This window comes from Longimicrobium terrae (assembly GCF_014202995.1).
GTDB lineage: Bacteria > Gemmatimonadota > Gemmatimonadetes > Longimicrobiales > Longimicrobiaceae > Longimicrobium > Longimicrobium terrae.
The window spans coordinates 328039-350723 of record NZ_JACHIA010000001.1 but is presented as its reverse complement, the minus strand read 5'-3'; the positions used below and the strand labels follow the sequence as shown (position 1 = coordinate 350723).

Below are 22685 nucleotides of genomic sequence, written 5' to 3'. Positions count from 1 at the left end.
CCGTCCCGGATGTACCCGAAATTCTTGTCCCCGCGCCGCCTTTCCGGGGCCGCGCTGGCCATGCTCGGCCTTCTGCTCGCCGCGTGCGGCGACGGAGGAACCGAAAGCAGCAATCCCATCCCGGCCATCGTCACGCTGGAACCCAACAGCGTGCAGCAGCGGAGCGGCGAAACCGCCCTCCGCGTGATCGGAAACGACTTCGTCCGCCAGTCGGTGGTGCGCGTCAAGGGCACCGACCGGCCCACGCAGTTCGTAAGCGGGACAGAACTGCGGGCCACCCTGACCGCCGCGGACGTGGAAGCCGCGGGACAGATCCAGGTCCTCGTGTTCAACCCCGAGCCGGGCGGCGGCGTGTCGAACGCGGCCCCGCTCACCGTATCCCCCGTCCAGAACCCGCTGCCCGTGGTTTCGGCGCTGGCGCCTGCCGCGCTCACGGCCGGAGGCGCCTCCACCGACGTCACCGTGACGGGCACCGGCTTCGTGGCCGGGTCGCGCGCGTACGTGGGCAACGCGGTGCGGCCCACCACCTTTGTTTCCGCCACGCAGCTGCGGGTGCAGGTGAGCGACACGATCCTGGCGACGTCCGGGGCGCGCACGCTTTCCGTGGTGAACCCGCAGCCCGGCGGCGGCGTTTCGTCCCCGTTCCCCTTCGAGGTGCGCGCCCCGCAGCCCGCGATTTCGTCGCTGGGCACCACGCAGACCACGGCCGGGCGCGAGCCGCTGACGCTGACGGTGAACGGCACCGGGTTCCTGGCCAACTCCATCGTGCAGGTGAATGGAACGGCCGTCCCCACCACCTTCGTGAACGGGGGCGTGCTGAACGCGACGCTGAGCGAGGGAATGCTGCGCGCGGCCGGCACCCTGACCATCACCGTGGTGAACGCGGCCCCGGGCGGCGGCGTGTCGGGCCCGCTTCCGCTGCAGGTGGTCAACGGCGCGCCGGTCATCACCATCCTCCCCTCGCGGGGCGCGACGGCGGGACGCGGCGGGTTTACGCTCTACGTCCATGGAACCTCCTTTGTGGAGAACTCCGTGGTGCGGTGGAACGGCCAGAGCCGGCCCACGCAGTACTTGGGCGGCACCCGCCTGGCCGCCACCATCGCCGCCGAGGACGTGGCGGGCGCGCGGACGGCGGAGATCACGGTGAGCAACCCGGCGCCGGGCGGCGGCACTTCGTCGGGCGTCTCGTTCACGGTGCGCACGCTGGGCTCCGCGGCCGCGGTCCGGCGCACGGTGGCCATTTCCGCGCGCGACCTCGTGTACGATCCGGGATCGGACCGCGTGTACGCCAGCGCGCGGAGCACCTCGGCCTACGCCAACAGCATCGTGGCCATCGACCCGTCGGCGGGCACCGTTGCCGGCTCGGTGTTCGTGGGGAGCGAACCGGGGCGCGTGGCCCGGTCTGACGACGGCCAGTTCCTGTACGTGGGCCTGGACGGCGCCAGCGCCATCCGCCGCGTGGACCTGCCCTCGCTCACCCCCGGAATCCAGTGGTCGCTCACCGGCGGGCAGGTGGCCGGCGACCTGGAAGTGCTTCCCGGCCGCCCCCGCTCGGTGGCGGTGTCGCGGCACAACCGGGGCTACAGCCCGCCGCTGGACGGGGTCACCATCTACGACGACGGGGTGGCGCGCCCGCAGTCGTCGCCGGGGCACACGGGCGGAAACCGCATCGAGTTCCTGGAATCGTCGTCGGTGCTGTACGGCTTCAACAACGCCCACACCGGGTTCGAGTTCTTTACCATGGGCGTGGACGCGGCCGGCGTGCGCCACACCAACGAGACCCGCGGGGTGATCGGCGGGTTCTACACGGACATCCTGGGCGAGTCCGGGCGCATCTACGGCACGGACGGCTCGGTGGTGGACGCCGCGCGCCGCGTGCGGATGGGAACGCTGGGCGGGGGCGAAGCCATGGCGGTGGACGCGGGGCTGGGCAGGGCGTTCGTCTTGAGCGGCTCGGCCATCATCGTCTACGACCTGAACACGTTCCAGTCGCTCGCCACCGTGACGGTCGCCGGCGTCTCGTCGGACCATCCCGCCCTCGCCGTCAGCCGGATGGTGCGCTGGGGCGACAACGGTCTGGCGTTTGTCGACACCAACCAGATCTACCTGATCAGCAGCCCGGTCTTCGGCCGCTGATCCGCGCGCGGATGGAAAAAGGCCCCCGGCACGATCATGCCGGGGGCCTTTTTCTGTCGAGGAACTCCGCCGAATCACGCGCGCCGCCCCGGGTCGCCACGACCGGAAGGCGGATCCGCGTGTCACCCGCGCGGACCGCCGGTGCCCGTGGAGATGGCTCCGCGCGGGCGGAAACCGAGCGTTCCGGCAATCCGCCGCGGTCCGGCCGTCTACTCCAGCGGCGGAACCTTGAGCGGCGCGACGAACTCCGCGCGGCAGGCGCGGCACCATCGAATCCGCAGCCCCATGCGGCGCAGCATGCGGTTCATCATCCCACCCTCGGTGCGCATGGAGTCGCCGCCGCACCGCGGACACACCCGGCCGGAGCCCACGCCCCGCAGCCTGAAAATCGAAGGCTTCACGTCAAACTGATGTTGAAGGAACGTCCCGCGAGGGCATGACGACGCCTGCGCGGCGGGGGCCGACATCCCCCGGGTTCGCCGCCGGAGTGGCCCCGGCGTCCGCCCGCGCGCAGATCATTGCACGCGGCGTGGCGGAAACGGCTACGATGGTCTGGGTGGATTCGTCTCCTGCGGCCCGCGTGCCCGCGGTGCCACAGCTCAATCTCGATCATTCTGTGCTGCTCCAACCCGCCGCGCCAGCACACCCGCGCGCAAAGGGAACGTTTGATCCGCAGAGATAGGACGAACGCGGGCGGTCTTCCCGGCGCGCCGCTCCGCCGCGCGGCCGGTCCCCCCACAGATACGCGCCGCGGCGGGGTTGCGGATCTGCGGCCCCGGCGCTTGCTTGTGCGTTCCCCGTCGTTCCCGCCACGCTCTCCCCTCCCCAACGGACCCGTCCATGCGCGACTCCGCACCGCAAGGCTTCTTTCCCCGCTGGACCGTCAAGGCGGACGGCGTGATCGGCCCCGAAGAGCGCCTGCCGTGGGGGCAGACCGTGGTGGTAGGGCTTCAGCACGTTTTCGCCATGTTCGGCGCCACGGTGCTGGTGCCCATCCTCATGGGGTTCGACCCCAACACCTCCGTGTTTTTTTCGGGGATTGGCACGCTCCTGTTCTTTGTGATCGTGGGCGGGCGCGTGCCCAGCTACCTGGGGTCCAGCTTCTCGTTCGTGGCCATCAGCCTTGCCGCCACCGGATACGCGGGAACGGGCCCCAATCCCAACATCGGCGTGGCGCTGGGGGGCATCATTGCGGCGGGCGCGCTGTACGCCCTGATCGGGCTGATCGTGATGGCGACCGGGTACCGGTGGATCGAGCGCCTGATGCCGCCCGTGGTCACCGGCTCCGTCGTCGCCGTCATCGGGCTGAACCTGGCGCCGGTGGCGGTAAAGGCGATCAGCGCCAACGGGTTCGACACCTCCATCGGGCTTCTGACGATTCTGGCGACGGGCGCCGTGGCGGTCTACGCGCCGGGGCTGCTGAAGCGGGTGCCCATTCTGCTGGGCGGCATCATAGGCTACCTGCTGTACCTGGTGCTGGCCAACGGAATGGGGCTGGGACCCGCGGTGAACTTCGCGCCGCTGCGTGAGGCGGCGTGGATCGGCTTTCCGCACTTCTCCCGCCCGGTGTTCCGCTGGGACGTGGCGCTCCTGTTCGCCCCCGCGGCGCTGATCCTGGTCGCGGAAAACCTGGGCCACGTAAAGGCCGTGGGCGCCATGACGGGGCAGTCGCTGGACCGCTACCTGGGCCGCGCTTTTGTGGGCGACGGGCTGGCGACCATGCTGGCCGCGGCCGGGGGCGGAACCGGGGTGACCACGTACGCCGAGAACATCGGGGTGATGGCGGTGACGCGCATCTACTCCACGCTGGTCTTTGTGATCGCGGCGCTGGCGGCGATCGTAATGGGGATGTCGCCCAAGTTCGGCGCGCTGATCGGCACCATTCCGGGGCCGGTGCTGGGCGGGCTTTCGGTGGTGCTGTTTGGATTGATCGCGGCCACCGGCGGGCGCATCTGGGTGCAGAACCAGGTGGACTTTTCCAACAGCCGAAACCTGATCACCGCCGCCGTTACGCTGACGATGGGCGCGGGCGACCTGATCCTCAAGCTGGGCGACTTTTCCGTCGGCGGAATCGGCACCGCGACATTCGGCGCCATCATCATCTACCAGCTGCTGCGCGAGCCCGCGTCCCGCCACGACGGCCTCGGCACCGCCGACTCCGGCGTCGCCGATCCCCATGCGCCCGCCGAGGCGCTTCCGCCCCGCGCCGTTCCCGGGTGACGGGGCACGACCGCCCACCAGTGCGGCTCGCGGCTGATCAACCTGAACGACGGATTTGCATGATGCGGTCAGGATCGCGGTTCGCCGCCGCCGCCGCGCTGCTGGCCGCCGTCCTCGGATGCGCTCCGCGGCAGCCGGCGGCCCGGGATCGTGCCCCCGCCGCGGTGGACAGCCTGCTCCGTGCCGCCCTGAGCGATCGCATGCGGCAGAACTCGTACTGGGCGCACCTGGCCGGGATGGCGGCGGATTCCATGCACGTGCGGCGGGTGGCGTCGCGGGTGGTTCCGGGGCTGGTGTACTCCCACGGATCCTTCGCGCCGCCCCGCACCTCTCACGTAGGCCCGTTCACGGCGGCGGTGGTTTCCCGCCCGGGGGCCGCCCGCGTCCTGTCCGGCCCGGCGGACTGGGACAGCGTTGCGCGGTTCGCGCCGCGGGACTCGGCCACCGCGGCGGCCGCCTGCGCGGAACTCGTGGACAACATCCCGGTGCGGGGAAGCTGGGGACGGATCTACAACGATTCGGCCCTGCTGTACCTGCCCTATGACATTCTGCCGCCCGGCTCGCCCCTCCCCAGGGCGGCAGAGTCGGCGCGGGGGGCCGGCCGGTCCTGGACGGCCACGGTCTGGTGGATTACCTCGGGGCGCACCATCCAGCAGCGGTGCCTTTTCCGCGACCCGGGCGAGCCGCGCTCCCGCACCCGGCTTCTGCGGGTGGATTCCATCCCGGTCGGATTCCTGTATCTCTGAACCGGGCAGACCGCCCCGCCTGTCCGCGAAATCAGTGGATCGCGCGAAAACGACCGGGGATGGCCGTCCAAGGGGTTGACGGGGAAAGCGGGAACGCCGACATATCCCCCGGGGGTATTCATCGCGGAAGCATCGGACAGGTGTACGGCACAGGCGGAACATTGATGACGGACGAAACGGAAACGGCGGCGGCGCCGGCGGTGTGCGGCTGCGGATGCGGGATGCCCGCGGGCGAGGGAGACGGGCACGGGCGCATGGCGGTGGGGGTCGATCCCGCCATCCGCGACCGCAACCTCAAGCGGCTGCGCAGGATCGAGGGCCAGGTGCGCGGCCTGCAGCGCATGGTGGAGGAGGACCGCTACTGCGCCGACATCCTCACCCAGATCTCTTCCGTGCACGAGGCGCTGCGCTCCGTGGGGCGCGAGCTGGTGCGCAACCACCTCAAGCACTGCGCGGCCAACGCCATCCGCTCCGGCGAAGACGAGGCGGAGCAGATGTACGACGAACTGGTGGACATGATGTACCGCCACATGCGCTGAGGCGGAATCTTTCTGCGGCGCCCTTCCGTCGTTATCGTTCGGCCCGGTCCGTCCGCGGTGCGCCGCGGGCGGCTGCCCATTCTTCCCCGACATCCGAGCGATCCGTTGATGCTGAGCTTTCGCCCCGCGGCGGCGCTGTCCGCCTGCGCGCTTGTCCTGTCTGCCTGCGGCCCCAACGAGCCGGAGCCGGACGTTCCCGCGGCGGCCTCGACCGGGACGGCCGCCGCCCCCGCGGCCGCGACGGGGGCGATGAACCCGTCGGACCCGTTCGGCACCGCGCCGGGAACGCTCGGCGGGCCGGCTCCGGGCACGGCCGCCGCACCCATGGCGGGCCCCGTGGCCGCCGCGCCGCCGGTGGCCGGCCAGATGCCCTCGGCCCCGCCGTCGCCCTCCGCCGCTCCCGCGCGGCGTGACAGCGCGTCGCGCCGGCCCGGCACGCAGCGCCCGCCGCCCCCCGTGGTGACGGACCTGATCAAGCAGATGCCGGTTTCGGACTACCGGCTCAGCATGGAGGGGCTGGCCAAGATGCGGCAGGCCGCCCTGAACCTGGCGGATCTGCAGCGCACGAACCCCGAACTCGCCAGTTCGCTGCGCATGCAGCAGTTCAACCCGGACGAGGTGTACGAGCGCCTCAACTCCATTCCGGCCGCGCGCGAGGCGGTGCAGCGGGCCGGCATGGCGCCGCGCGACTACGCCAACGCCATGACCGCGCTGGTGCAGGCAATGGTGGTGCACCAGATCAGCAAGGCGGGGCAGACCGCGCCCATCCAGGCCAACGAGGCCAACGTGCGCTTCATTGCCGAGCACGAGGCGGAGGTGATGCAGATGCTGCGTCCGCCCCCGGGGCAGGCCCGTCCGCCTCAGGCCGCGCCGCCCGCGCCCGCCGCTCCTCCCAGCCGCTGATCCGCCGCGGGCTGGATGGATGAAAGAACGCCCGCCGCGAGTTTCCGCGGCGGGCGTTCTGCATCCCGTGAGCGTGTTTCGCGCAATTGGGACCGCTCCGCGCCACGGTGAATGATATGACTTCGCCGCGGCGATGACGGCCACGTCCCGGCGATGGAGAGTTGCTCCCACGCGGAGGCTTGATCCCCGGCGTGATTCCACCCCTCTCCGTGCGTCTGTTTGCACGGGGAGGGGCAGGGGAGGGGCCTCACAGTCCGGCGCTGGACGAGACTGTCCGTAGCAATCAGCGGGGCATCTGCCGTCTGAAGCACGGTTCCTCTCCGGACCGCGTGCCGCCCGCCGGATCCGTGACCGCCCGCCCGTGCGTGTGGACCGGCGTCGACCGTCCCGGGTCAGTCCGCCCGCAGCGCCTCCATCGGCTGCACGCCTGCCGCCTGCCGCGCGGGGAACCACGCCGCCGCCAGGCAGACGGCCGCGAGCAGGGCGGCGACGCCCGCGTACACGGGCCAGTCCAGCGCGTGCATCCCCGCAAAGCCCAGTTCCAGCCCGCGCGCCAGCGTGAGCGCGCCCGCCCCGCCCAGCACCGCGCCAAAGCAGGCCACGCGCGCGGCCTCCTTCAGCATCTGCCTCACCACGTCCCGCTGCGAAGCCCCGAGCGCCATCCGCACGCCGATCTCCCGCCTGCGCCGCGCCACCGCGAAGTTCATCACCGCGAAAAGGCCGCCCGCGGACAGCGCCAGCGATCCCGCCGCCACCGCGGCCATCAGCCAGCCGAACCAGCGCAGCGGCGCGGCGTGGCGCCGCAGCAGTTCGTCCATCGTCCGCACGTCGCGGATGCGCGCGCCGGGCACGCTCGCGGCCGCCGCCGCGCGGACCGCCTCGGCCACGTCCATCGGCTCGCCGCGCGTGCGCACCGCCACGTCCAGCGTGCGCGGCGGGTGCTGCAGCGCGGAAAGGTAGACGGCGGGCACCGGTACCCCCGTCGATCCGGCGCTCCGCGCGTGCACGTCATCCACCACGCCCACCACGTCGTACATCCGCCCGAACGGCCCGGTAAAGGACACGCGCTGCCCCACGGGGTTCGCGCGCGGCAGCATGAACGTGGCGAACGCGCGGTTCACGAGTACCGCGGGCCGCCCGCCGGCGCCTTCATCCGCGCCGAACTCGCGGCCGGCCAGCACGCGGATTCCCAGCGCGCGAAAGTACCCGGGCGCCACGGCGTGGTGAACGGCGCCGCCCGCCAGCAGCGGCGTGAGGACCCCCGCGTCGCCGCACCCCCGGCAGCGGGAGTGCACCCAGTCCGTTTCCCCCTGCGCCAGCCATGCACCGGGGCTGGCCGCCGAAGCGGAAACCACGCCCGGCACCGCGCGTACGGCCGCCAGAAGCCGGGACTGCTCGTGCGCGGCGTCCGCCGCCCCGGGGGGAAGGTGCATGCGAAAGGTGAGCGTGTCGCGCGGATCAAAGCCCAGCGCCTGGGGGTCGGAGCGGGGCAGGGAGCCGCGCACCAGCACCAGCGCCCCGCACAGCAGCATGAGCGCCGCGCCGAACTGCAGAATCGTAAGCCCTTTCCGCAGAAGCACCTCGCCCGGGCCGGCGGTGGCGCGCGCGCCGGCCGCCAGCCACCCGTGCAGCCGCCCGCGGGCCCCCGTCCATGCGGGAATCACCGCCAGCAGGAGGGTGGGGATGAGCAGCGCGGCCGCCGCCGCGCCGATGCCCAGCGCCGGCCGGTACGCGCCCATGCTCCCCGCGGACGCGGGCCAGCTTGCCCGCACCAGCAGGGACACCGCCGCGCCGAGCAGCGCGCCCGCCACGATTCCCGCCATCCCCAGCGCACCCGCCTCCGCCACCGCGGCGCGCACCAGCCGTCCCGGCGTGGCGCCCAGCGCCGCGCGCACGGCCGTATCCGCCCGCCGCGCCGTGGCGCGGGCCAGCACCAGCGTGGCCAGGTTCACCGCCGCGGCGGCCATCAGCAGGAGCACGGCGGCCAGCGCGGCCCGCACCAGCGCGTCCACGCCCAGCGCCTGCACGGTCTCCGGCGCCACCAGCCGCGTCGTCCATCCGCCGCCGGGTGCGCGGTCGAACGCGGGTCCCGCGGCGTGCGGCGCGGCCAGCCCCAGCCGCGCGCGGGCCAGCGACAGCAGCGGGCCGCCGTGCATGATGCCCAGCGCCATCGCCGTGAACGCGGGAAGCGCGTAGCCGGGGGCGCGCAGCAGGGCTCGCAGCGGGCCCCGCCCGGTCCGTTGCCGAAGGTTCATGGAACGCGGATGCAGGGAAAAAGAGGTGGAGAGCGGGAGGTTGGATGCCGCCGGCGGGCGGAGGGATGTTTGACGGCGGGATCGCGAGGCCGCACCTTGCCGTCGCTCCTCCGGGTGGAGCATGGCGCCATGAGCGATCAAGAGCAAGGAGAAGGAATGCGCAGCTACCTGGACGGGGCGCTGACGGTGGAGCGGCTGGGCGCGAACGATGGCGCAAAACCCTTTCGCGCCGGAGATGCGCGGGGCGCGGTGGCGTGGCTGGTGCGCGGAACGCCGTTCTCGTACCTGCACGCGGTGGAGTTCGCCGCCGCGGGCGACCGGCGCGGGTTTCACGCCCATTCCGACCACACGGAGCACTTCTACCTCTTTTCCGGCGCGCTGCGGCTGCTGGCCCGCGCCGGCCAGGCTGAGGTGGAGGTGGATCTTTCCGCCGGCGATCTGGCGGTCTTTGCCCCGGGCACGGGGCACGGCTTGATCGCGCTCGGTCCCTCGTTCGCCATCGCCTACGGCAACGGCGCCGACCCCATTCACGACACCGCCCCCGCAGATCTGGCCGGCGCCCCCTGACGCCGCTCAGCCCCCAGCCCGCCCGCGCAGGCGGACGGTTCCGGCGCCACGGCCCCTCCTCCATCGCATCTCAGCGCGCCAGCGGCCCCAGCTTGAGCCCGCGCTCCGCCGCGTACGCATCGAGCGCCATCGCGCCGGGCCGCGGCAGCGCGAGCCCTACGTACGTATCCGGACGCAGCAGGTACAGCGCGTCCCGTGCGAATCCCGCCCGGCCATGCGCCTCATCCCAGCCGAACCGGTGCAGCGGAACGCCGTGGTCCGCGCACCACCGCTCCACATCCTCCGGGACCGTGCCGTAGGCGTGGGCCTGCCACGCGATGGCCGCAAGGCTGTCGTAGTTGTCGGACGATGACGTGCGGACCCAGGGCAGACGGTCTCCGCCGCGCACCTCTCCCGCCTCTCCCGCGCTCAGCGGGCTTTCGCGGTAGTGGATCATCGTCTGCGACAGCACGCGAAAGGCGGTTTCGCGCACCGCGTCGATCCGGGAGGCGGCGGGTACCACGAGCGGCACCAAGCGCGTGCGCACGAAATCCGCGAGCGTGCCCTGCGCCGTGGCCAGGGTGAACGCCCGGTCGGTCGTGTCCACCAGGCGTTCCGCAAACGCGCGCCGCTCGGTCTGATAGCTGTCCAGCAGCGCGTCGGGCGCCCGCCCCCGCAGCACGGCCTCCAGCTTCCAGGCCAGGTTGACGGCGTCGCCGATGCCGGTGTTCATCCCCTGTCCGCCCGCCGGGCTGTGCACGTGCGCGGCATCGCCCAGCAGAAACACGTTCCCCCGGCGGTAGCGGTCCGTCACGCGGTGGTGCACGCGATACGTGGAGAACCAGTGCACCCGCGTCACCTCCAGCCCCAGGCGGTCCAGCGCGCGATGCCCCACGTCCTCAAAGCGCAGGGCGGTCGCCGTCCCGTCCGGCCGCTCGTCGCGCACCGTTCCGATCAGCCGCGCCTGCCCGGCCGCGCCGTAGCCAAGCACGACCACGAAGTCGGCCTGGTCCAGCGCGATGTGACCTTCGCCGTCCGCCGCCGCGCCGCGCGCCTCCACGTCGGCGACGTAGAACGTCTTGTCGTACGTCCCGCCGTCGAAGCCGGAGCCGATCAGGTGGCGCACCGGCGACCGCGCCCCGTCGCACCCGGCCACGTAGCGCGCGGTGCACGACTCTTCGAACCCGCCGGATGATCGGAGGCGGCCCACGACGTGGTCGCCGCGATCCTCCAGGCCGGCGAGTTCCGTCTCCCGCTCCACCGTCACGCCGAGCTGTTCCAGGCGGGAGATGAGCAGGCGCTCGTGCTGGTCCTGCGGGTAGATGAGCAGAAACGGATACGGCGTGACCTTCTCACCCGCGTCGCCAAAGGAAAGGCGCGCCTTGCGATCGCCGCGCACCCACAGGTTGATGGCGGGATTCGGACGCCCGGCCGCGGCCACCTCGTCCGCCATGCCGAGTTGGCGGTAGAGTTCCAGCGTGCGCGCCTGCACCGCCATGGCGCGCGACGTGGTCCCCGGTCCCGCGGCCCGGTCCACGATCCGCACGCTCACCCCCTGCTTCGTCAGCCAGAGCGCGAGCACAAGGCCGGTGGGGCCCGCTCCCACGATCAACACGTCGTGCTGTGTCACGCGACCCTCGCCTGTCAGGGGAGAAGACGTGCGGCGGGGCTCGATGCGCCCGGCCCGCACGGCTGTTAACATTCTTGTGAAGATCAGAATTAACAGGACTGTTAAACACGCGCAAGAAGCGGATGAAGAAGCGCAGAGGCGGCGAGAGTGACGCTGGGCGGAAGGCGGCGGATGGCGGCCCGCGCGACGCCGCGCCCGACACCGAGGCCAGGATTCTGGAGGCCGCCCACACGGTGTTCCTCCGCGTCGGGACCGCGGGGGCGCGCATGGTGGACATCGCGCGCGCGGCGGGGGTCAACCACGCCCTGCTGCACTACTATTTCACGTCCAAGGAGGGGCTGGCCGAGGCGGTCTTCCTGCGCGCCGCGGGCGACTTTCTCCCGGGCATCCTGGCCGCGCTCGGCTCCGACGCCCCGCTGGCGGCAAAGGTCGCCGAGGTGGCCGCGCGCTACACCGACCGGCTGCGGGAGCAGCCCTACCTGGCCGGCTACCTGGTCGCGGAGCTGACGTACCGCCCCGAGCGCGTGACCCAACTGCTGGCCGGGGCGGCGGGGGGAAGGCTCGAGGCGCTGCGCACGCGGGTGCTGTCCGTGCTGGACGCGCAGATCGCCGCGCGGGTTGATGCGGGGACGATGCGCCCGGTGGCCGCCGAGCAGTTCCTGATCAGCGTGCTGGCGCTCACCGTATTTCCCTTCGTGGCGCGCCCGCTTCTGCAGGCCGTGCTGGGGCTGGACGCGGCGGGGTTCGATGAACTGGTGATGGCGCGCCGCGGCGAGGTGCCCGCGCTCGTCTTTGGCGGGCTTCAGCCGGAACCCCCTTGACGGCTGGTTTACATTGGGGGCAGTAACGGACGCAAATCATTGTTCCGCCATGCTTTGGGTGTCGTCTCTCAAGGCTTTCCGAGCCGGTTCGCCGGGTCACCCGGCGGGAATCGGCCGCGGCGCTCCGGTCGCACGGCTGGATGAGGCGGCACGGGGCGTGGACGCGGAAAAAGCGGCCCGCGGCGGGACGGAAACGAACGCCGTGGCCGGGGGTTGACGCAGTGGCGGGGTTGCGGTAGTTTACCCGTCTTGCTTTCTGCCGGGAGAAGTGTATCTGCGCGCCGCTTCGGTGGCGCGCCGTGCGCTTCTGGCAGGGAAACCTGGGCGGGCCTCCACGGCATTGTGGCGGGAGACTCGCGGTTTGTTGTTCGGGCATGCGCCCGGACCCGGAGGTGGGCGCCGCGCGGTTCGGCGGCACGCGCCTTCTTGCAGGGAAGGGGCCACGGCCAGGGCGTAGAACCCCGCCGGCTCCGGGCACCCAATCGATCTCAACCATCCGGATCGGACCGAAAACGGAAATGGCCAAGGCTAAGTTTGAGCGCAACAAGCCGCACGTAAACGTGGGCACCATCGGCCACGTCGACCACGGCAAGACCACGCTGACGGCCGCGATCACGCGCATTCAGGCTGCGCAGGGCTTCGCGGACTTCATCAGCTTCGACAACATCGACAAGGCTCCGGAAGAGCGGGCGCGCGGGATCACGATCTCGACGGCGCACGTGGAGTACCAGACGGCGAACCGTCACTACGCGCACGTGGACTGCCCGGGCCACGCCGACTACGTGAAGAACATGATCACGGGCGCGGCGCAGATGGACGGAGCGATCCTGGTGGTGTCGGCGGCCGACGGCCCGATGCCGCAGACGCGCGAGCACATCCTCCTGGCCCGCCAGGTGAACGTGCCGTACGTGGTGGTGTTCATGAACAAGGTCGACATGGTCGACGACCCGGAACTGCTGGAGCTGGTGGAGCTGGAAGTCCGCGAGCTGCTGAGCGAGTACGACTTCCCGGGCGACGACACGCCGATCGTGAAGGGTTCGGCGCTCAAGGCGCTGGAGTCGGGTGATCCGAACAGCGAGTGGGGCTCCAAGATCGGCGAGCTCATGAACGCGATCGACACCTGGATTCCGCAGCCGGAGCGCCAGGTGGACAAGCCGTTCCTGATGCCGGTCGAGGACGTGTTCTCGATCACCGGCCGCGGCACGGTGGCCACGGGCCGCATCGAGCGCGGCATCATCAAGGTGGGCGAGACGGTGGAGCTGGTGGGCTTCGGTGCCGAAAAGAGCACGACGGTCACCGGCGTCGAGATGTTCCGCAAGCTGCTGGACGAGGGCCAGGCCGGCGACAACGTCGGACTGCTGCTTCGCGGCGTGGCCAAGGACGACATCGAGCGCGGCATGGTGCTGGCGAAGCCCAAGACCATCACGCCGCACACGAAGTTCAAGGCCGAGGTGTACGTGCTGACCAAGGAAGAAGGCGGCCGCCACACACCGTTCTTCACCGGGTACCGCCCGCAGTTCTACTTCCGCACGACGGACGTGACGGGCACCGCCGACCTCCCCGAGGGCGTGGAGATGGTGATGCCGGGCGACAACGTGCAGATGACGGTGGAGCTGATCACGCCCATCGCCATGGAAAAGGAACTGCGCTTCGCCATCCGCGAGGGCGGCCGCACCGTCGGCGCCGGCGTCGTTACCGAGATCCTGGACTGATTCTGGGACGGCGGAAGCGGCGGGGAGGCAACGTGGCCTCCCTGCCGTTCGTCGTCTTTTCCGCTGGTTAGGAGAAGAAAGCCATGCGCGACAAGGTCATCCTCGCTTGCACGGAGTGCAAGGAGAGGAACTACAACAAGACGAAGAACAAGCGTCTGCACCCCGAGCGGGTGGAGTACAAGAAGTACTGCCCGCGGTGCAACACGCACCGTCCGCACAAGGAAACCAAGTAAGCGGTTCGCGGAGTACGACGGCCGGTCCCCCGAGGGCCGGCCGGCACCCTTTCAGATCGCATACGGTTTCCGCATGGCTGAGACGACGCGTTCCTCGACCCGCGACTTCTTTCCCGAAGTCGTGGAGCAGGTGAAGAAGGTGACCTGGCCCGACCGGGCGCAGCTGCAGAACTCCACGGGAATCATCGTGGCGTTCATGTTCGCCATGGCGGCCATCACCTTTGTCATCGACTTCGGGATCCGCAATCTCCTTGAAGTGCTCACGTCCCTGTTCGCCGGCTGAGTGAACCCATGGCAGACGCCAAGTGGTACGCGATCCAGAGCTATTCGGGGCACGAGAACAAGGTGCAGCGCCTCATTCAGCGCCGCATCGACGAGGAGCTGGGCGAGCCCGAAGACAAGCAGATCCAGGAAGTGATGGTCCCCACCCGTGAAGAGGTGGAGCTTCGCAACGGCAAGCGCGTGACCGTCACCCGCAAGCTGTACCCGGGGTACGTGCTGGTGAAGATGGTGTACAACCAGCGCAACTCGCACCTGATCAACGGCATTCAGGGCGTGATCAAGTTCCTGGGCACCGGTTCCGAACCCCAGCCCCTGACGGATGAGGAGCTGGCCAAGGTGCTGGGCCAGGAAGTCGAGGCCCCCGCCGCGGCGGAAGCGCCGGTGGTGCTGATTCCCTTCACCATCGGACAGGTGGTGGAGGTAACGGACGGACCGTTCAAGGAATTCAGCGGCACCGTTCAGGGCATCGACCACGAAAAGGGCAAGGTGAAGGTCGAGGTTTCCCTCTTCGGGCGGCCCACCTCCATCGAACTGGACTACACGCAGCTCCGCGGATTCTGAGCGGACGTTGATCAGAGGCTGAGATGGCGAAGAAAGTCACCGGATTCATCAAGCTCCAGGTTCCCGCGGGCGCGGCCAACCCCGCGCCCCCCGTCGGCCCCGCGCTGGGCCAGCACGGCGTGAACATCATGGAGTTCTGCAAGCAGTTCAACGCGCGCACCCAGGGACAGCCGGGAATGATCATTCCCGTCGAGATCACGGTGTACGCCGACCGCAGCTTCACGTTCATCACCAAGACGCCTCCGGCGGCGGTGCTGATCAAGAAGGCCGTGGGCCTGGACAAGGGAAGCGCCTCGTCCAAGAAGACCAAGGTGGGCACGATCACGCAGGAGCAGCTGCGCACGATCGCCGAAACCAAGATGCCCGACCTGAACGCGGCCGACGTCGAGGGCGCCATGCGCCAGATCGCCGGAACGGCCCGCTCGATGGGCGTCGAAGTCAAGGGATAACAGAAGTACCAGGTGCCCAGTACCAGGTGCCCAGTTGCTGGGCACCGGGCACTGAGCACTGGGCACTTCTTTCACTACGACAGCCGCCGCGTGAAAGCCCGGTGTCTGCCGGAGGCGGGAGAAGCGGAATCCGGCCGGAGCCCAGAAAGCGGTCTCCCGCCCTTTCGTCCCTTCGGGGACGCGGCCTGATTCCCGTCCATTGAACCACCGGGGCGCCCGGCGAAGGCCCGGTGGGAGGACTCCAGTTCAACTTCGCCCGAGGGGGTACATGCCAAAGCACGGGAAGAAGTTCCGCGACGCGCAGGCCCGTGTGCCCGAGGGTACCACGTTTCAGCCCACCGAGGCCGTAAGCCTCGTCAAGGAGCTGAGCTTCGCCAAGTTTGACGAGACCGTCGAGGTCGCCGTCCGGCTCGGTGTGGACCCCAGGCACGCGGACCAGATCGTTCGCGGAGCCGTCGTCCTTCCCCATGGTACGGGGAAGACCGCCCGCGTGCTCGTGATCGCCCAGGGCGACCGCGCGCGTGAGGCCGAGGAAGCAGGCGCCGATTTCGTGGGCGCCGAGTACGTTCAGCGGATCAAGGACGGGTGGCTGGACTTTGACGTCTGCGTCGCCACGCCCGACATGATGGGCCAGGTGGGCCAGCTCGGCCGCATCCTGGGCCCCCGCGGCCTGATGCCGACCCCCAAGGCGGGGACGGTCACCATGGACGTGAGCCGGGCTGTTCGCGAGATCAAGGCCGGCAAGATCGAGTTCCGCGTGGACCGCACGGGCAACGTGCACGTGCCCATCGGCAAGGTCAGCTTCGAGCCCACCAAGCTCGAGGAAAACCTGACCGCCTTCATGGACACGGTCATCCGGGCCAAGCCGGCCGCGGCCAAGGGAACCTACGTGCGGGGGATCACCGTCTCCAGCACCATGGGCCCCGGCGTCACGGTCGATGCCAACCTTTACCGGCGGGGCTGAGCGATGAAGAAAGACGAGAAGGACGTCGTCGTCGCCGAGCTCCAGCAGCGGCTGGACGGCGCCAGCGGGTTCTACCTGACGGACTTCACCGGGCTGAGCGTGAAGCAGATCACGCAGTTCCGGGCGCGTCTCCGCAAGGAAGGCGTGGAGTACGTGGTGGTGAAGAACACGCTCGCCAAGCGGGCGATCCAGGGGCTTGAAATCCCCGACGTCGCCGGGTTCTTCAACGGACCCACCGGGGTGGTGATCGGGCGCAGCGACGCCGCGGCCGCCGCCAAGGTGATCACCGACTTCGCCAAGGAGTTCGGCGACCGTCCCGCCATCAAGGTGGGCGTGGTGGGTTCGCAGGCATTCGACGCCGCGCAGGTGCGCCAGCTGGCCAACCTGCCGTCGCGCGAAGTGCTTCTGTCCCAGATCGCCGGCGGGCTGCAGCAGCCCATGGCGCGTCTGGCCGGCGGAATGAACCAGCTGATCGCCGGGTTCGCCCGCGCGGTCGACCAGCTCCGGCAGCAGAAGGAAGAGGCTTCGGCCTGACCGCCGCGGCGAGCCCCGGTTCGCCGCGACGTGTGGACTGTGACCGGCCCCGCGCCGGAACCCGATTTTCGATTCTTGTACGAACCGCTAGATACCAAGGAGCCCTGAGATGGCGACGCTTACCCGTGACGAGCTGCTCGACGCGATCGGCAACATGACCGTGATCGAACTGTCGGAGTTCGTGAAGGCTTTTGAAGAGAAGTTCGGCGTGACCGCGGCTGCCCCGGTGGCCATGGCCGCCGGCCCGGCCGGCCCGGCTGCTCCGGCCGTGGAAGAAAAGACCGAGTTCGACGTCGTCCTGATGGGCGCCGGCGAAAAGAAGATCCAGGTCATCAAGGTCGTGCGCGAGCTGACCGGCCTGGGCCTGAAGGAAGCCAAGGACCTGGTGGACGGCGCTCCCAAGACCGTCAAGGAAGCCGCCACCAAGGACGAGGCCGAAGCCATGAAGGCCAAGCTGGTCGAGCAGGGCGCGACTGTCGAGCTGAAGTAGTCGGCCGGGGGTCCGGCATGCGGGCATCGCCCGCATGCCGGTCCGCGGACACCGGGCGGCCCTGCCGCCCGGGTCCTCTCCCGGTCACTTCAGCCCGGCTGGCCATGACGAGCAGGACCCTAAGATTCTTTCCGACGGACGGTACGCCGCCCCGCCGAATCCATTCGGTCGGGGTCGTTTGCGCTATTCCGAATCCACGCACGCTGAGAGGGAGACCCACTTGGCAACGCTGAACAAACCGATCGTCACTTTCGCCAAGCTGACGTCTGGGATGGAGCATCCCAACCTTCTGGACGTGCAGCTCAGGGCGTTTGACACGCTCCTGCAGACCGACGCCGCCGCGCGCGAGCGCGAGGACGTGGGGCTGGAGCGCGTCTTCAACGAGATCTTCCCCATCTCCGACGTCAACGGGAACTTTTCCCTGGAGTTCGTTCGGTACTCGCTGGGCGAGCCGAAGTACGACATGGAAGAGTGCATGGAGCGCGACATGACGTACGCGGCTCCCCTGAAGGCGACGCTGCGTCTGGTGGTGTGGGAGGACGTGGGCGACGAGCGCCGTCCCAAGGACATCATCGAAAAGGAGGTCTACCTCGGTGACCTTCCCGTGCTCACCCCGCTGGGCACGTTCATCATCAACGGCGCGGAGCGCGTCATCGTCAGCCAGCTGCACCGGTCTCCGGGCGTGGTGTTCGAAGAGAACACGCACCCCAACGGCAGCAAGCTGTTCAGCGCCCGCATCATTCCGTTCCGCGGCTCGTGGGTCGAGTTCACCCTCGACATCCACGACGTGGTCGCGGTGCACATCGACAAGAAGAAGAAGTTCCCGGCCACCGCGCTGCTGCGCGCGCTGGGCTTTTCGCGCGACGCCGACATCCTGGGCGTCTTCATGCAGCGCGAGTCGGTGCAGCTGGGCACCCTGGACCTGGGCGGCACCGAAAAGGGCCGCCGCGGCGAGGTGTTTCACGGCTTCCTGGCCGAGGACGTTCCCGATCCCACGGTGCTGGGCCCCGAGGGCCCCGTGCTGTACCGCGACATCGTGCTTCCCGGCACCGGCGAGGTGTTCGAGCGCGGCCGCCGCCTGACGCGCGAGCTGTACAACACCCTGCGCGAGGCCGGCTTCACCACGCTGCCGGTGATCGGCTCGGCGCTGGTGGCCCGCGCCGGCGACGAGGTGAACGGCGACGTGCTGGGCCGCATGCTGCGGGCCGGCGTGGAGTCGGCGCAGCTGTTCCGGGCCCGCGGGCAGAGCGGCAGCGCCATGCGCGCCACCCTGGCCAAGGATCCCACGCGCGGCACGCTGGACTCGCTCTTCGCCATCCACAACCTGGTGCGCCCCGGCACGGCTCCGGCGCCCGACGTGTGGACCGAGGAAGAGTACCTGGCCGAGGGCGACGCCATCCTGCACATCTCCGACTTCCTGGCCCAGTGGGCCGAGCGGGGCGCGCAGGCGGTGGACCCCATGAGCCGCGAGGCGCAGCGCTCGGTGGAAGAGCGCATGCTGCGCTTTGCCCAGGAGCGCGGCATCCGCTACGTGTGGGAAAGCTTCCGCGAAGACCGCACGGAAAAGACGGCCAAGCCCAGCCGCGTGCTCGTCTACGAGCTCAACCGCGTGGTGCAGGTGTATGTCGCCGTCTGGCGCCTGCTGTTCCAGCCCCGGACCTCGCTCGTGGTTTCGGGCGACCTGTCGGTGCAGGCGGGCGCGTCTGCCGCGGCCAGCGCCGACTACTCGGAGTACACCGAAGAGTCGCTGAACAAGCGGTACGACCTGGGCCGCGTGGGCCGCTACAAGATCAACCAGCGCCTGGCCCCGGCCTTTGACGCGCTGCACTACACGGTGCCGCCGGCCGGCATGACCGCGCTGACCGCGCAGGACGTGATGGCCATCCTCTGGCAGCTCATCGAGCTGCACGAGGGGCGCGGCGACACCGACGACATCGACCACCTGGGCAACCGCCGGGTGCGTTCGGTGGGCGAACTGATCGCCAACCAGTTCAGCGTGGGCCTGAGCCGCATGGCGCGCCTGGTGCGCGAGCGCATGTCGATCGTGTCGGACCCCGACAAGATCAACATCGACGACCTGGTGAACGCCCGCACGGTGAGCGCGGTGATCCAGCAGTTCTTTGGATCGTCGCAGCTGAGCCAGTTCATGGACCAGACCAACCCCCTGGCCGAGATGACGCACAAGCGTCGTCTGTCGGCGCTGGGGCCGGGCGGCCTGACCCGCGAGCGCGCCGGCTTCGAAGTGCGCGACGTGCACTACTCGCACTACGGGCGCATGTGCCCGATCGAAACGCCGGAAGGGCCCAACATCGGCCTGATCAACTCGCTGACGACGTACGCCCGCATCAACGACCTGGGCTTCATCGAGACGCCCTACCGCAAGGTGGTGCGCGCGCTGATCCGCTACCCGGACAGCGCCAAGGTCGAGGAGGCCGTGCGCCTGGTGCTGGGCGACCGCGCCAAGGTGTTCGTCAAGAAGGGCGAAACCATCGACGCCGTGCGCGGCCGCGAGGTGTTCCGCTCCATGATCGTGGGCGCCGAGCTGGCCGAGGACGTGGCCGACTGGAGCACCCTCTTCCCGCGCATGCTGGCCGGCGAGCTGGACCAGAAGGCGTTTGACGAGGCCGTGACCCGGCTGCCGGTGCTGGCCAAGCGCGGCGAGCGCATCACGGACGACCTGGCCGACCGCCTCACGGCGCAGCCGGTGAACCTGGTGCGTGTGGTTTCGCGCCGGGCCGGCGCCGCGGCGCGCGGCGTGGCCCCCGAGGCCATCCGCAACCCCATGTCGCTTCCCGTGCGGGCGTACCAGCCCACCACGGCGGCGGTGCTGGCGGTGCCCGGAACGGTGCTGACCCCCGAAGTGACCGAGGCGCTGTTCACGCGCCAGAGCGAGGGGCTTGAGGTGCAGGAGTGGGGCGACACCCCCGACGCCGTGGCGGTGGACTACATCAGCGGCGTGCCGGCCCTGCCCGCCGAGGGCGAGGTCAGCCGCGTGATGCTGGGCGCCAGCGGCAAGGTGACGCACGTGACCCCGGTGGTTACGCGCATCAACGCCTGGCTTTCGGCCAACGAAGAGGAAAGCGCCCGGATCGCGCAGGCCAACGCGCCGCTCACCGGGGTGTTCACCTTTGAGAACGAGTTCGTGCTGTGCCGCGAGCAGGGCGACTTTCCCCTGCTGCGGCCGGAAGAAATCGACTACATGGACGTGGCCCCCGACCAGCTGGTGTCGGTGGCGGCGGCGCTGATTCCGTTCCTGGAGCACGACGACGCCAATCGCGCGCTGATGGGCTCCAACATGCAGCGGCAGGCGGTGCCCCTTCTGTTCCCCGACGCCCCCCTGGTGGGCACCGGGCTGGAAGAGGTGATCGCGCGCGACTCGGGCGCGGTGGTGGTGGCCCGTCGCGGCGGCATCGTGCAGGAAGTCACGGCCGACCACATCCTGATCGACGCGGGAATGGAAGGGGTGGGGCAGAGCGACGAACCGCTGCGCCGCCTGGCCCAGTTCGACCGCTACCGGATGAAGAAGTACTGGCGCACCAACCAGGACACGGCGCTCAACCAGCGCCCCCTGGTGCGCCGCGGCATGATCGTGGAGAAGGGCGCCGTGCTGGCCGACGGCCCGTCCACCGACGGCGGCGAACTGGCGCTGGGACGCAACCTGCTGGTGGCGTTCATGCCCTGGTACGGCCACAACTTCGAGGACGCCATCGTCCTTTCGGAGCGGCTGGTGAAGGACGACGTGTACACCTCCATCCACATCCAGGAGCTGGAGCTCCAGGTGCGCGACACCAAGCGCGGGATGGAAGAAATCACGCGTGAAATCCCGAACGTCGCGGAAGAGTCGCTGGTGGACCTGGACGAGCGCGGCGTCGTGCGCATCGGTGCCCGGGTCAAGGCCGGCGACATCCTGGTCGGCAAGATCACGCCCAAGGGCGAGACCGAGCTGAGCCCCGAAGAAAAGCTGCTGACGGCGATCTTCGGCGAAAAGGCCAAGGACGTGAAGGACAGCTCGCTCAAGGTGCCGCCCGGCGTGGAAGGCACCGTGATCGACGTCAAGATCTTCAGCCGCCGCATCGACGACCCGATCCTGGAAAAGGAGCGGGGCCAGAAGATCGGCGAGCTGCGGGCGTACGAGCGGTCGGAGATCCACCGCATCGGCGACGCGCGCGACGAGGAGATCCGCGAGCTGATCCGCGGCCGCGAAGTGGCGCTCTTCCTCAAGAAGGGAACGGTGGAGCCGTTCTTCAACGAGGGGACGCAGCTTACGGACGAGGTGGTGGGCGGGCTGGACTTCAACGACGTGGACCTCACCACCCTCAAGGTCACCGACCGCGGGGTGAACGAGCAGCTGCGCCGGGTGATCGACGAAAGCAAGCGCCGCATCGAGCGCGTGCGCCAGCGGACCGAGAACCAGATCGACAAGATCTTCCAGCCAGACGAGCTGCCTCCGGGCGTCGTGCAGCTGGTGAAGGTGTACCTGGCCGAGAAGCGCAAGATCTCGGTGGGCGACAAGATGGCCGGCCGCCACGGCAACAAGGGCATCATCGCCCGCATCGTGCCGGAAGAAGACATGCCGTTCCTTCCGGACGGCACGCCGGTGGACGTGTGCCTGAACCCGCTGGGCGTGCCCAGCCGCATGAACGTGGGGCAGATCCTGGAGACGCACCTGGGCTGGGCGTCGCGGGTTCTCGGGTTCGAAAGCAAGACGCCGGTGTTCCAGGGCGCTTCGGAAGACGAGATCGGCGCGCTGATCCGTCTGGCCGGCGTGACCTGGGCGCGGCAGGCGCTGGGCGTGCAGGCGATTCCGCCCACCTTTGACGTGGACGACGCGTCGATGGTGACGGCGACGGTGCAGCACCACGAGGCGCGCGCCGCGGTGGAAGCGCGTCCCGAGATGGGCATCGGCCGGCACTTTGACTGGATGCTGGGCGGGGCCAACACCCCGGAGCACCTGAACGACAAGCTGCGTTCGCTGCGCGACTACCTGGTGGCCGCGGCGCGCGAACTGGCCGAGCGCCGCGAAACGACGGTGGAGGCGGCGTTCCCGTTCGCCGCCGCCCTGGCGGCGGCTCCGGACGGAGACGGGCTGACGGCGGCGCTGGAAGAGCACATGCGCACGGCCGGGCTCACCCCCGGCGGCAAGGTGAGCCTGCGCGACGGGCGCAGCGGAGCGCAGTTCGAGTCGCCGGTGACGGTGGGCACGATCTACATGCTCAAGCTGAGCCACCTGGTGGACGACAAGATCCACGCGCGCAGCATCGGGCCGTACTCGCTGGTGACGCAGCAGCCGCTGGCCGGCAAGGCGCAGTTCGGCGGGCAGCGCTTCGGCGAAATGGAAGTGTGGGCGCTGGAAGCGTACGGCGCCGCGCACACCCTGCAGGAGATCCTGACCGTCAAGTCCGACGACGTGAACGGGCGCAGCCGGGTGTACGAGGCCATCGTCAAGGGCGAGAACCTGCCCGAGCCGGGGCTGCCGGAGTCGTTCAACGTGCTGGTGAAGGAACTTCAGGCGCTGGGCATCAGCGTCACGCTCGGAAGCTAGAGCAAGTCCCAAGTGCCAGGTGCCCAGTGCCCGGGAACGTTTTCCGGAGCACTGGGCACTGGGAACTGGGCACTTTCAGGCTTTTGAAAACGCCCATACGCCTCCCGGGAGAAATGCCCGGG

At 69.8% G+C, this 22685-nt stretch carries 18 protein-coding genes; 16 read left to right on the top strand and 2 right to left on the bottom strand.

Going from position 1 to position 22685, the window contains the following annotated elements; translation table 11 throughout:
- Positions 1 to 24 precede the first annotated feature (24 nt).
- The 5 genes from HNQ61_RS01545 (at position 25) to HNQ61_RS01520 (ending at position 6544) form a co-directional block, all read left to right on the top strand.
- Entirely contained in the window at positions 25 to 2136 is a 2112-nt protein-coding gene (locus HNQ61_RS01545; RefSeq protein ID WP_170030994.1) for an IPT/TIG domain-containing protein, read from the top strand.
- 840 nt (positions 2137 to 2976) lie between these two features.
- Positions 2977 to 4356, top strand: coding sequence for a solute carrier family 23 protein (locus HNQ61_RS01535; RefSeq protein WP_170030990.1), 1380 nt, complete (start codon positions 2977 to 2979; stop codon positions 4354 to 4356).
- 62 nt (positions 4357 to 4418) lie between these two features.
- Entirely contained in the window at positions 4419 to 5102 is a 684-nt protein-coding gene (locus HNQ61_RS01530; protein ID WP_183685462.1) for a hypothetical protein, read from the top strand.
- A 161-nt stretch (positions 5103 to 5263) separates the two neighbouring features.
- The gene (locus HNQ61_RS01525) at positions 5264 to 5641 is read left to right on the top strand and encodes a metal-sensitive transcriptional regulator (protein ID WP_420816047.1); all 378 of its coding nucleotides are present in this window, start codon (positions 5264 to 5266) and stop codon (positions 5639 to 5641) included.
- 108 nt (positions 5642 to 5749) lie between these two features.
- Entirely contained in the window at positions 5750 to 6544 is a 795-nt protein-coding gene (locus HNQ61_RS01520; RefSeq protein ID WP_170030986.1) for a hypothetical protein, read from the top strand.
- Positions 6545 to 6936: 392 nt separating this feature from the next.
- On the opposite strand, the gene HNQ61_RS01515 is transcribed toward HNQ61_RS01520, so the two are convergent.
- Entirely contained in the window at positions 6937 to 8799 is a 1863-nt protein-coding gene (locus HNQ61_RS01515) for an FtsX-like permease family protein (protein ID WP_170030984.1), read from the bottom strand.
- A 129-nt stretch (positions 8800 to 8928) separates the two neighbouring features.
- Between HNQ61_RS01515 and HNQ61_RS01510 the strand changes: the two genes are divergently transcribed.
- Positions 8929 to 9366 (top strand): cupin domain-containing protein, encoded by a 438-nt coding sequence (locus HNQ61_RS01510; protein WP_205761097.1) that lies wholly within the window; start codon positions 8929 to 8931, stop codon positions 9364 to 9366.
- A gap of 70 nt (positions 9367 to 9436) precedes the next feature.
- Here the strand turns inward: HNQ61_RS01510 and HNQ61_RS01505 are convergent, their stop codons facing one another.
- Positions 9437 to 10975, bottom strand: coding sequence for an FAD-dependent oxidoreductase (locus tag HNQ61_RS01505; RefSeq protein WP_170030980.1), 1539 nt, complete (start codon positions 10973 to 10975; stop codon positions 9437 to 9439).
- Between the two features lie 122 nt (positions 10976 to 11097).
- On the opposite strand from HNQ61_RS01505, the gene HNQ61_RS01500 reads away from it, so the two are divergent.
- From HNQ61_RS01500 to rpoB, 10 genes are all read left to right on the top strand, one after another.
- Positions 11098 to 11796, top strand: coding sequence for a TetR/AcrR family transcriptional regulator (locus HNQ61_RS01500; protein ID WP_170030978.1), 699 nt, complete (start codon positions 11098 to 11100; stop codon positions 11794 to 11796).
- A 518-nt stretch (positions 11797 to 12314) separates the two neighbouring features.
- Positions 12315 to 13508 carry an elongation factor Tu gene (gene tuf, locus HNQ61_RS01495; protein WP_170030935.1) on the top strand — a complete coding sequence of 398 codons (1194 nt, stop codon included), beginning with the start codon at positions 12315 to 12317 and terminating at the stop codon, positions 13506 to 13508.
- 83 nt (positions 13509 to 13591) lie between these two features.
- Positions 13592 to 13741: a 50S ribosomal protein L33 gene (rpmG, locus tag HNQ61_RS01490; protein ID WP_170030976.1), complete on the top strand. Its 150-nt coding sequence runs from the start codon at positions 13592 to 13594 to the stop codon at positions 13739 to 13741.
- A gap of 73 nt (positions 13742 to 13814) precedes the next feature.
- Positions 13815 to 14024 carry a preprotein translocase subunit SecE gene (gene secE / locus HNQ61_RS01485; protein ID WP_170030974.1) on the top strand — a complete coding sequence of 70 codons (210 nt, stop codon included), beginning with the start codon at positions 13815 to 13817 and terminating at the stop codon, positions 14022 to 14024.
- 8 nt (positions 14025 to 14032) lie between these two features.
- Positions 14033 to 14584 carry a transcription termination/antitermination protein NusG gene (gene nusG, locus HNQ61_RS01480; protein ID WP_170030972.1) on the top strand — a complete coding sequence of 184 codons (552 nt, stop codon included), beginning with the start codon at positions 14033 to 14035 and terminating at the stop codon, positions 14582 to 14584.
- Positions 14585 to 14607: 23 nt separating this feature from the next.
- A complete protein-coding gene (gene rplK / locus HNQ61_RS01475) occupies positions 14608 to 15033 on the top strand; it encodes a 50S ribosomal protein L11 (RefSeq protein WP_170030970.1) in 426 nt (141 codons plus the stop codon).
- A gap of 268 nt (positions 15034 to 15301) precedes the next feature.
- Positions 15302 to 15997, top strand: a complete 696-nt coding sequence (gene rplA / locus HNQ61_RS01470) for a 50S ribosomal protein L1 (protein WP_170030968.1) — start codon at positions 15302 to 15304, stop codon at positions 15995 to 15997.
- Positions 15998 to 16000: 3 nt separating this feature from the next.
- Positions 16001 to 16531: a 50S ribosomal protein L10 gene (gene rplJ / locus HNQ61_RS01465; protein ID WP_170030966.1), complete on the top strand. Its 531-nt coding sequence runs from the start codon at positions 16001 to 16003 to the stop codon at positions 16529 to 16531.
- Between the two features lie 109 nt (positions 16532 to 16640).
- Positions 16641 to 17021 (top strand): 50S ribosomal protein L7/L12, encoded by a 381-nt coding sequence (gene rplL / locus HNQ61_RS01460; RefSeq protein WP_170030963.1) that lies wholly within the window; start codon positions 16641 to 16643, stop codon positions 17019 to 17021.
- A 271-nt stretch (positions 17022 to 17292) separates the two neighbouring features.
- Positions 17293 to 22563 carry a DNA-directed RNA polymerase subunit beta gene (gene rpoB / locus HNQ61_RS29440; RefSeq protein ID WP_420816086.1) on the top strand — a complete coding sequence of 1757 codons (5271 nt, stop codon included), beginning with the start codon at positions 17293 to 17295 and terminating at the stop codon, positions 22561 to 22563.
- The last annotated feature ends 122 nt before the right edge of the window (positions 22564 to 22685 follow it).

What these genes read in the sequence shown, in the direction of transcription:
- HNQ61_RS01535 (WP_170030990.1), top strand. Translation starts at nt 2,977, where the DNA reads ATGCGCGACTCCGCACCGCAAGGCTTCTTTCCCCGCTGGACCGTCAAG.
- rpmG (WP_170030976.1), top strand. Translation starts at nt 13,592, where the DNA reads ATGCGCGACAAGGTCATCCTCGCTTGCACGGAGTGCAAGGAGAGGAAC.
- HNQ61_RS01500 (WP_170030978.1), top strand. Translation starts at nt 11,098, where the DNA reads ATGAAGAAGCGCAGAGGCGGCGAGAGTGACGCTGGGCGGAAGGCGGCG.
- HNQ61_RS01515 (WP_170030984.1), bottom strand. Translation starts at nt 8,799, where the DNA reads ATGAACCTTCGGCAACGGACCGGGCGGGGCCCGCTGCGAGCCCTGCTG.
- rplA (WP_170030968.1), top strand. Translation starts at nt 15,302, where the DNA reads ATGCCAAAGCACGGGAAGAAGTTCCGCGACGCGCAGGCCCGTGTGCCC.
- tuf (WP_170030935.1), top strand. Translation starts at nt 12,315, where the DNA reads ATGGCCAAGGCTAAGTTTGAGCGCAACAAGCCGCACGTAAACGTGGGC.
- HNQ61_RS01520 (WP_170030986.1), top strand. Translation starts at nt 5,750, where the DNA reads ATGCTGAGCTTTCGCCCCGCGGCGGCGCTGTCCGCCTGCGCGCTTGTC.
- rplK (WP_170030970.1), top strand. Translation starts at nt 14,608, where the DNA reads ATGGCGAAGAAAGTCACCGGATTCATCAAGCTCCAGGTTCCCGCGGGC.
- secE (WP_170030974.1), top strand. Translation starts at nt 13,815, where the DNA reads ATGGCTGAGACGACGCGTTCCTCGACCCGCGACTTCTTTCCCGAAGTC.
- rplJ (WP_170030966.1), top strand. Translation starts at nt 16,001, where the DNA reads ATGAAGAAAGACGAGAAGGACGTCGTCGTCGCCGAGCTCCAGCAGCGG.
- rpoB (WP_420816086.1), top strand. Translation starts at nt 17,293, where the DNA reads ATGGAGCATCCCAACCTTCTGGACGTGCAGCTCAGGGCGTTTGACACG.
- rplL (WP_170030963.1), top strand. Translation starts at nt 16,641, where the DNA reads ATGGCGACGCTTACCCGTGACGAGCTGCTCGACGCGATCGGCAACATG.
- nusG (WP_170030972.1), top strand. Translation starts at nt 14,033, where the DNA reads ATGGCAGACGCCAAGTGGTACGCGATCCAGAGCTATTCGGGGCACGAG.
- HNQ61_RS01530 (WP_183685462.1), top strand. Translation starts at nt 4,419, where the DNA reads ATGCGGTCAGGATCGCGGTTCGCCGCCGCCGCCGCGCTGCTGGCCGCC.
- HNQ61_RS01510 (WP_205761097.1), top strand. Translation starts at nt 8,929, where the DNA reads ATGAGCGATCAAGAGCAAGGAGAAGGAATGCGCAGCTACCTGGACGGG.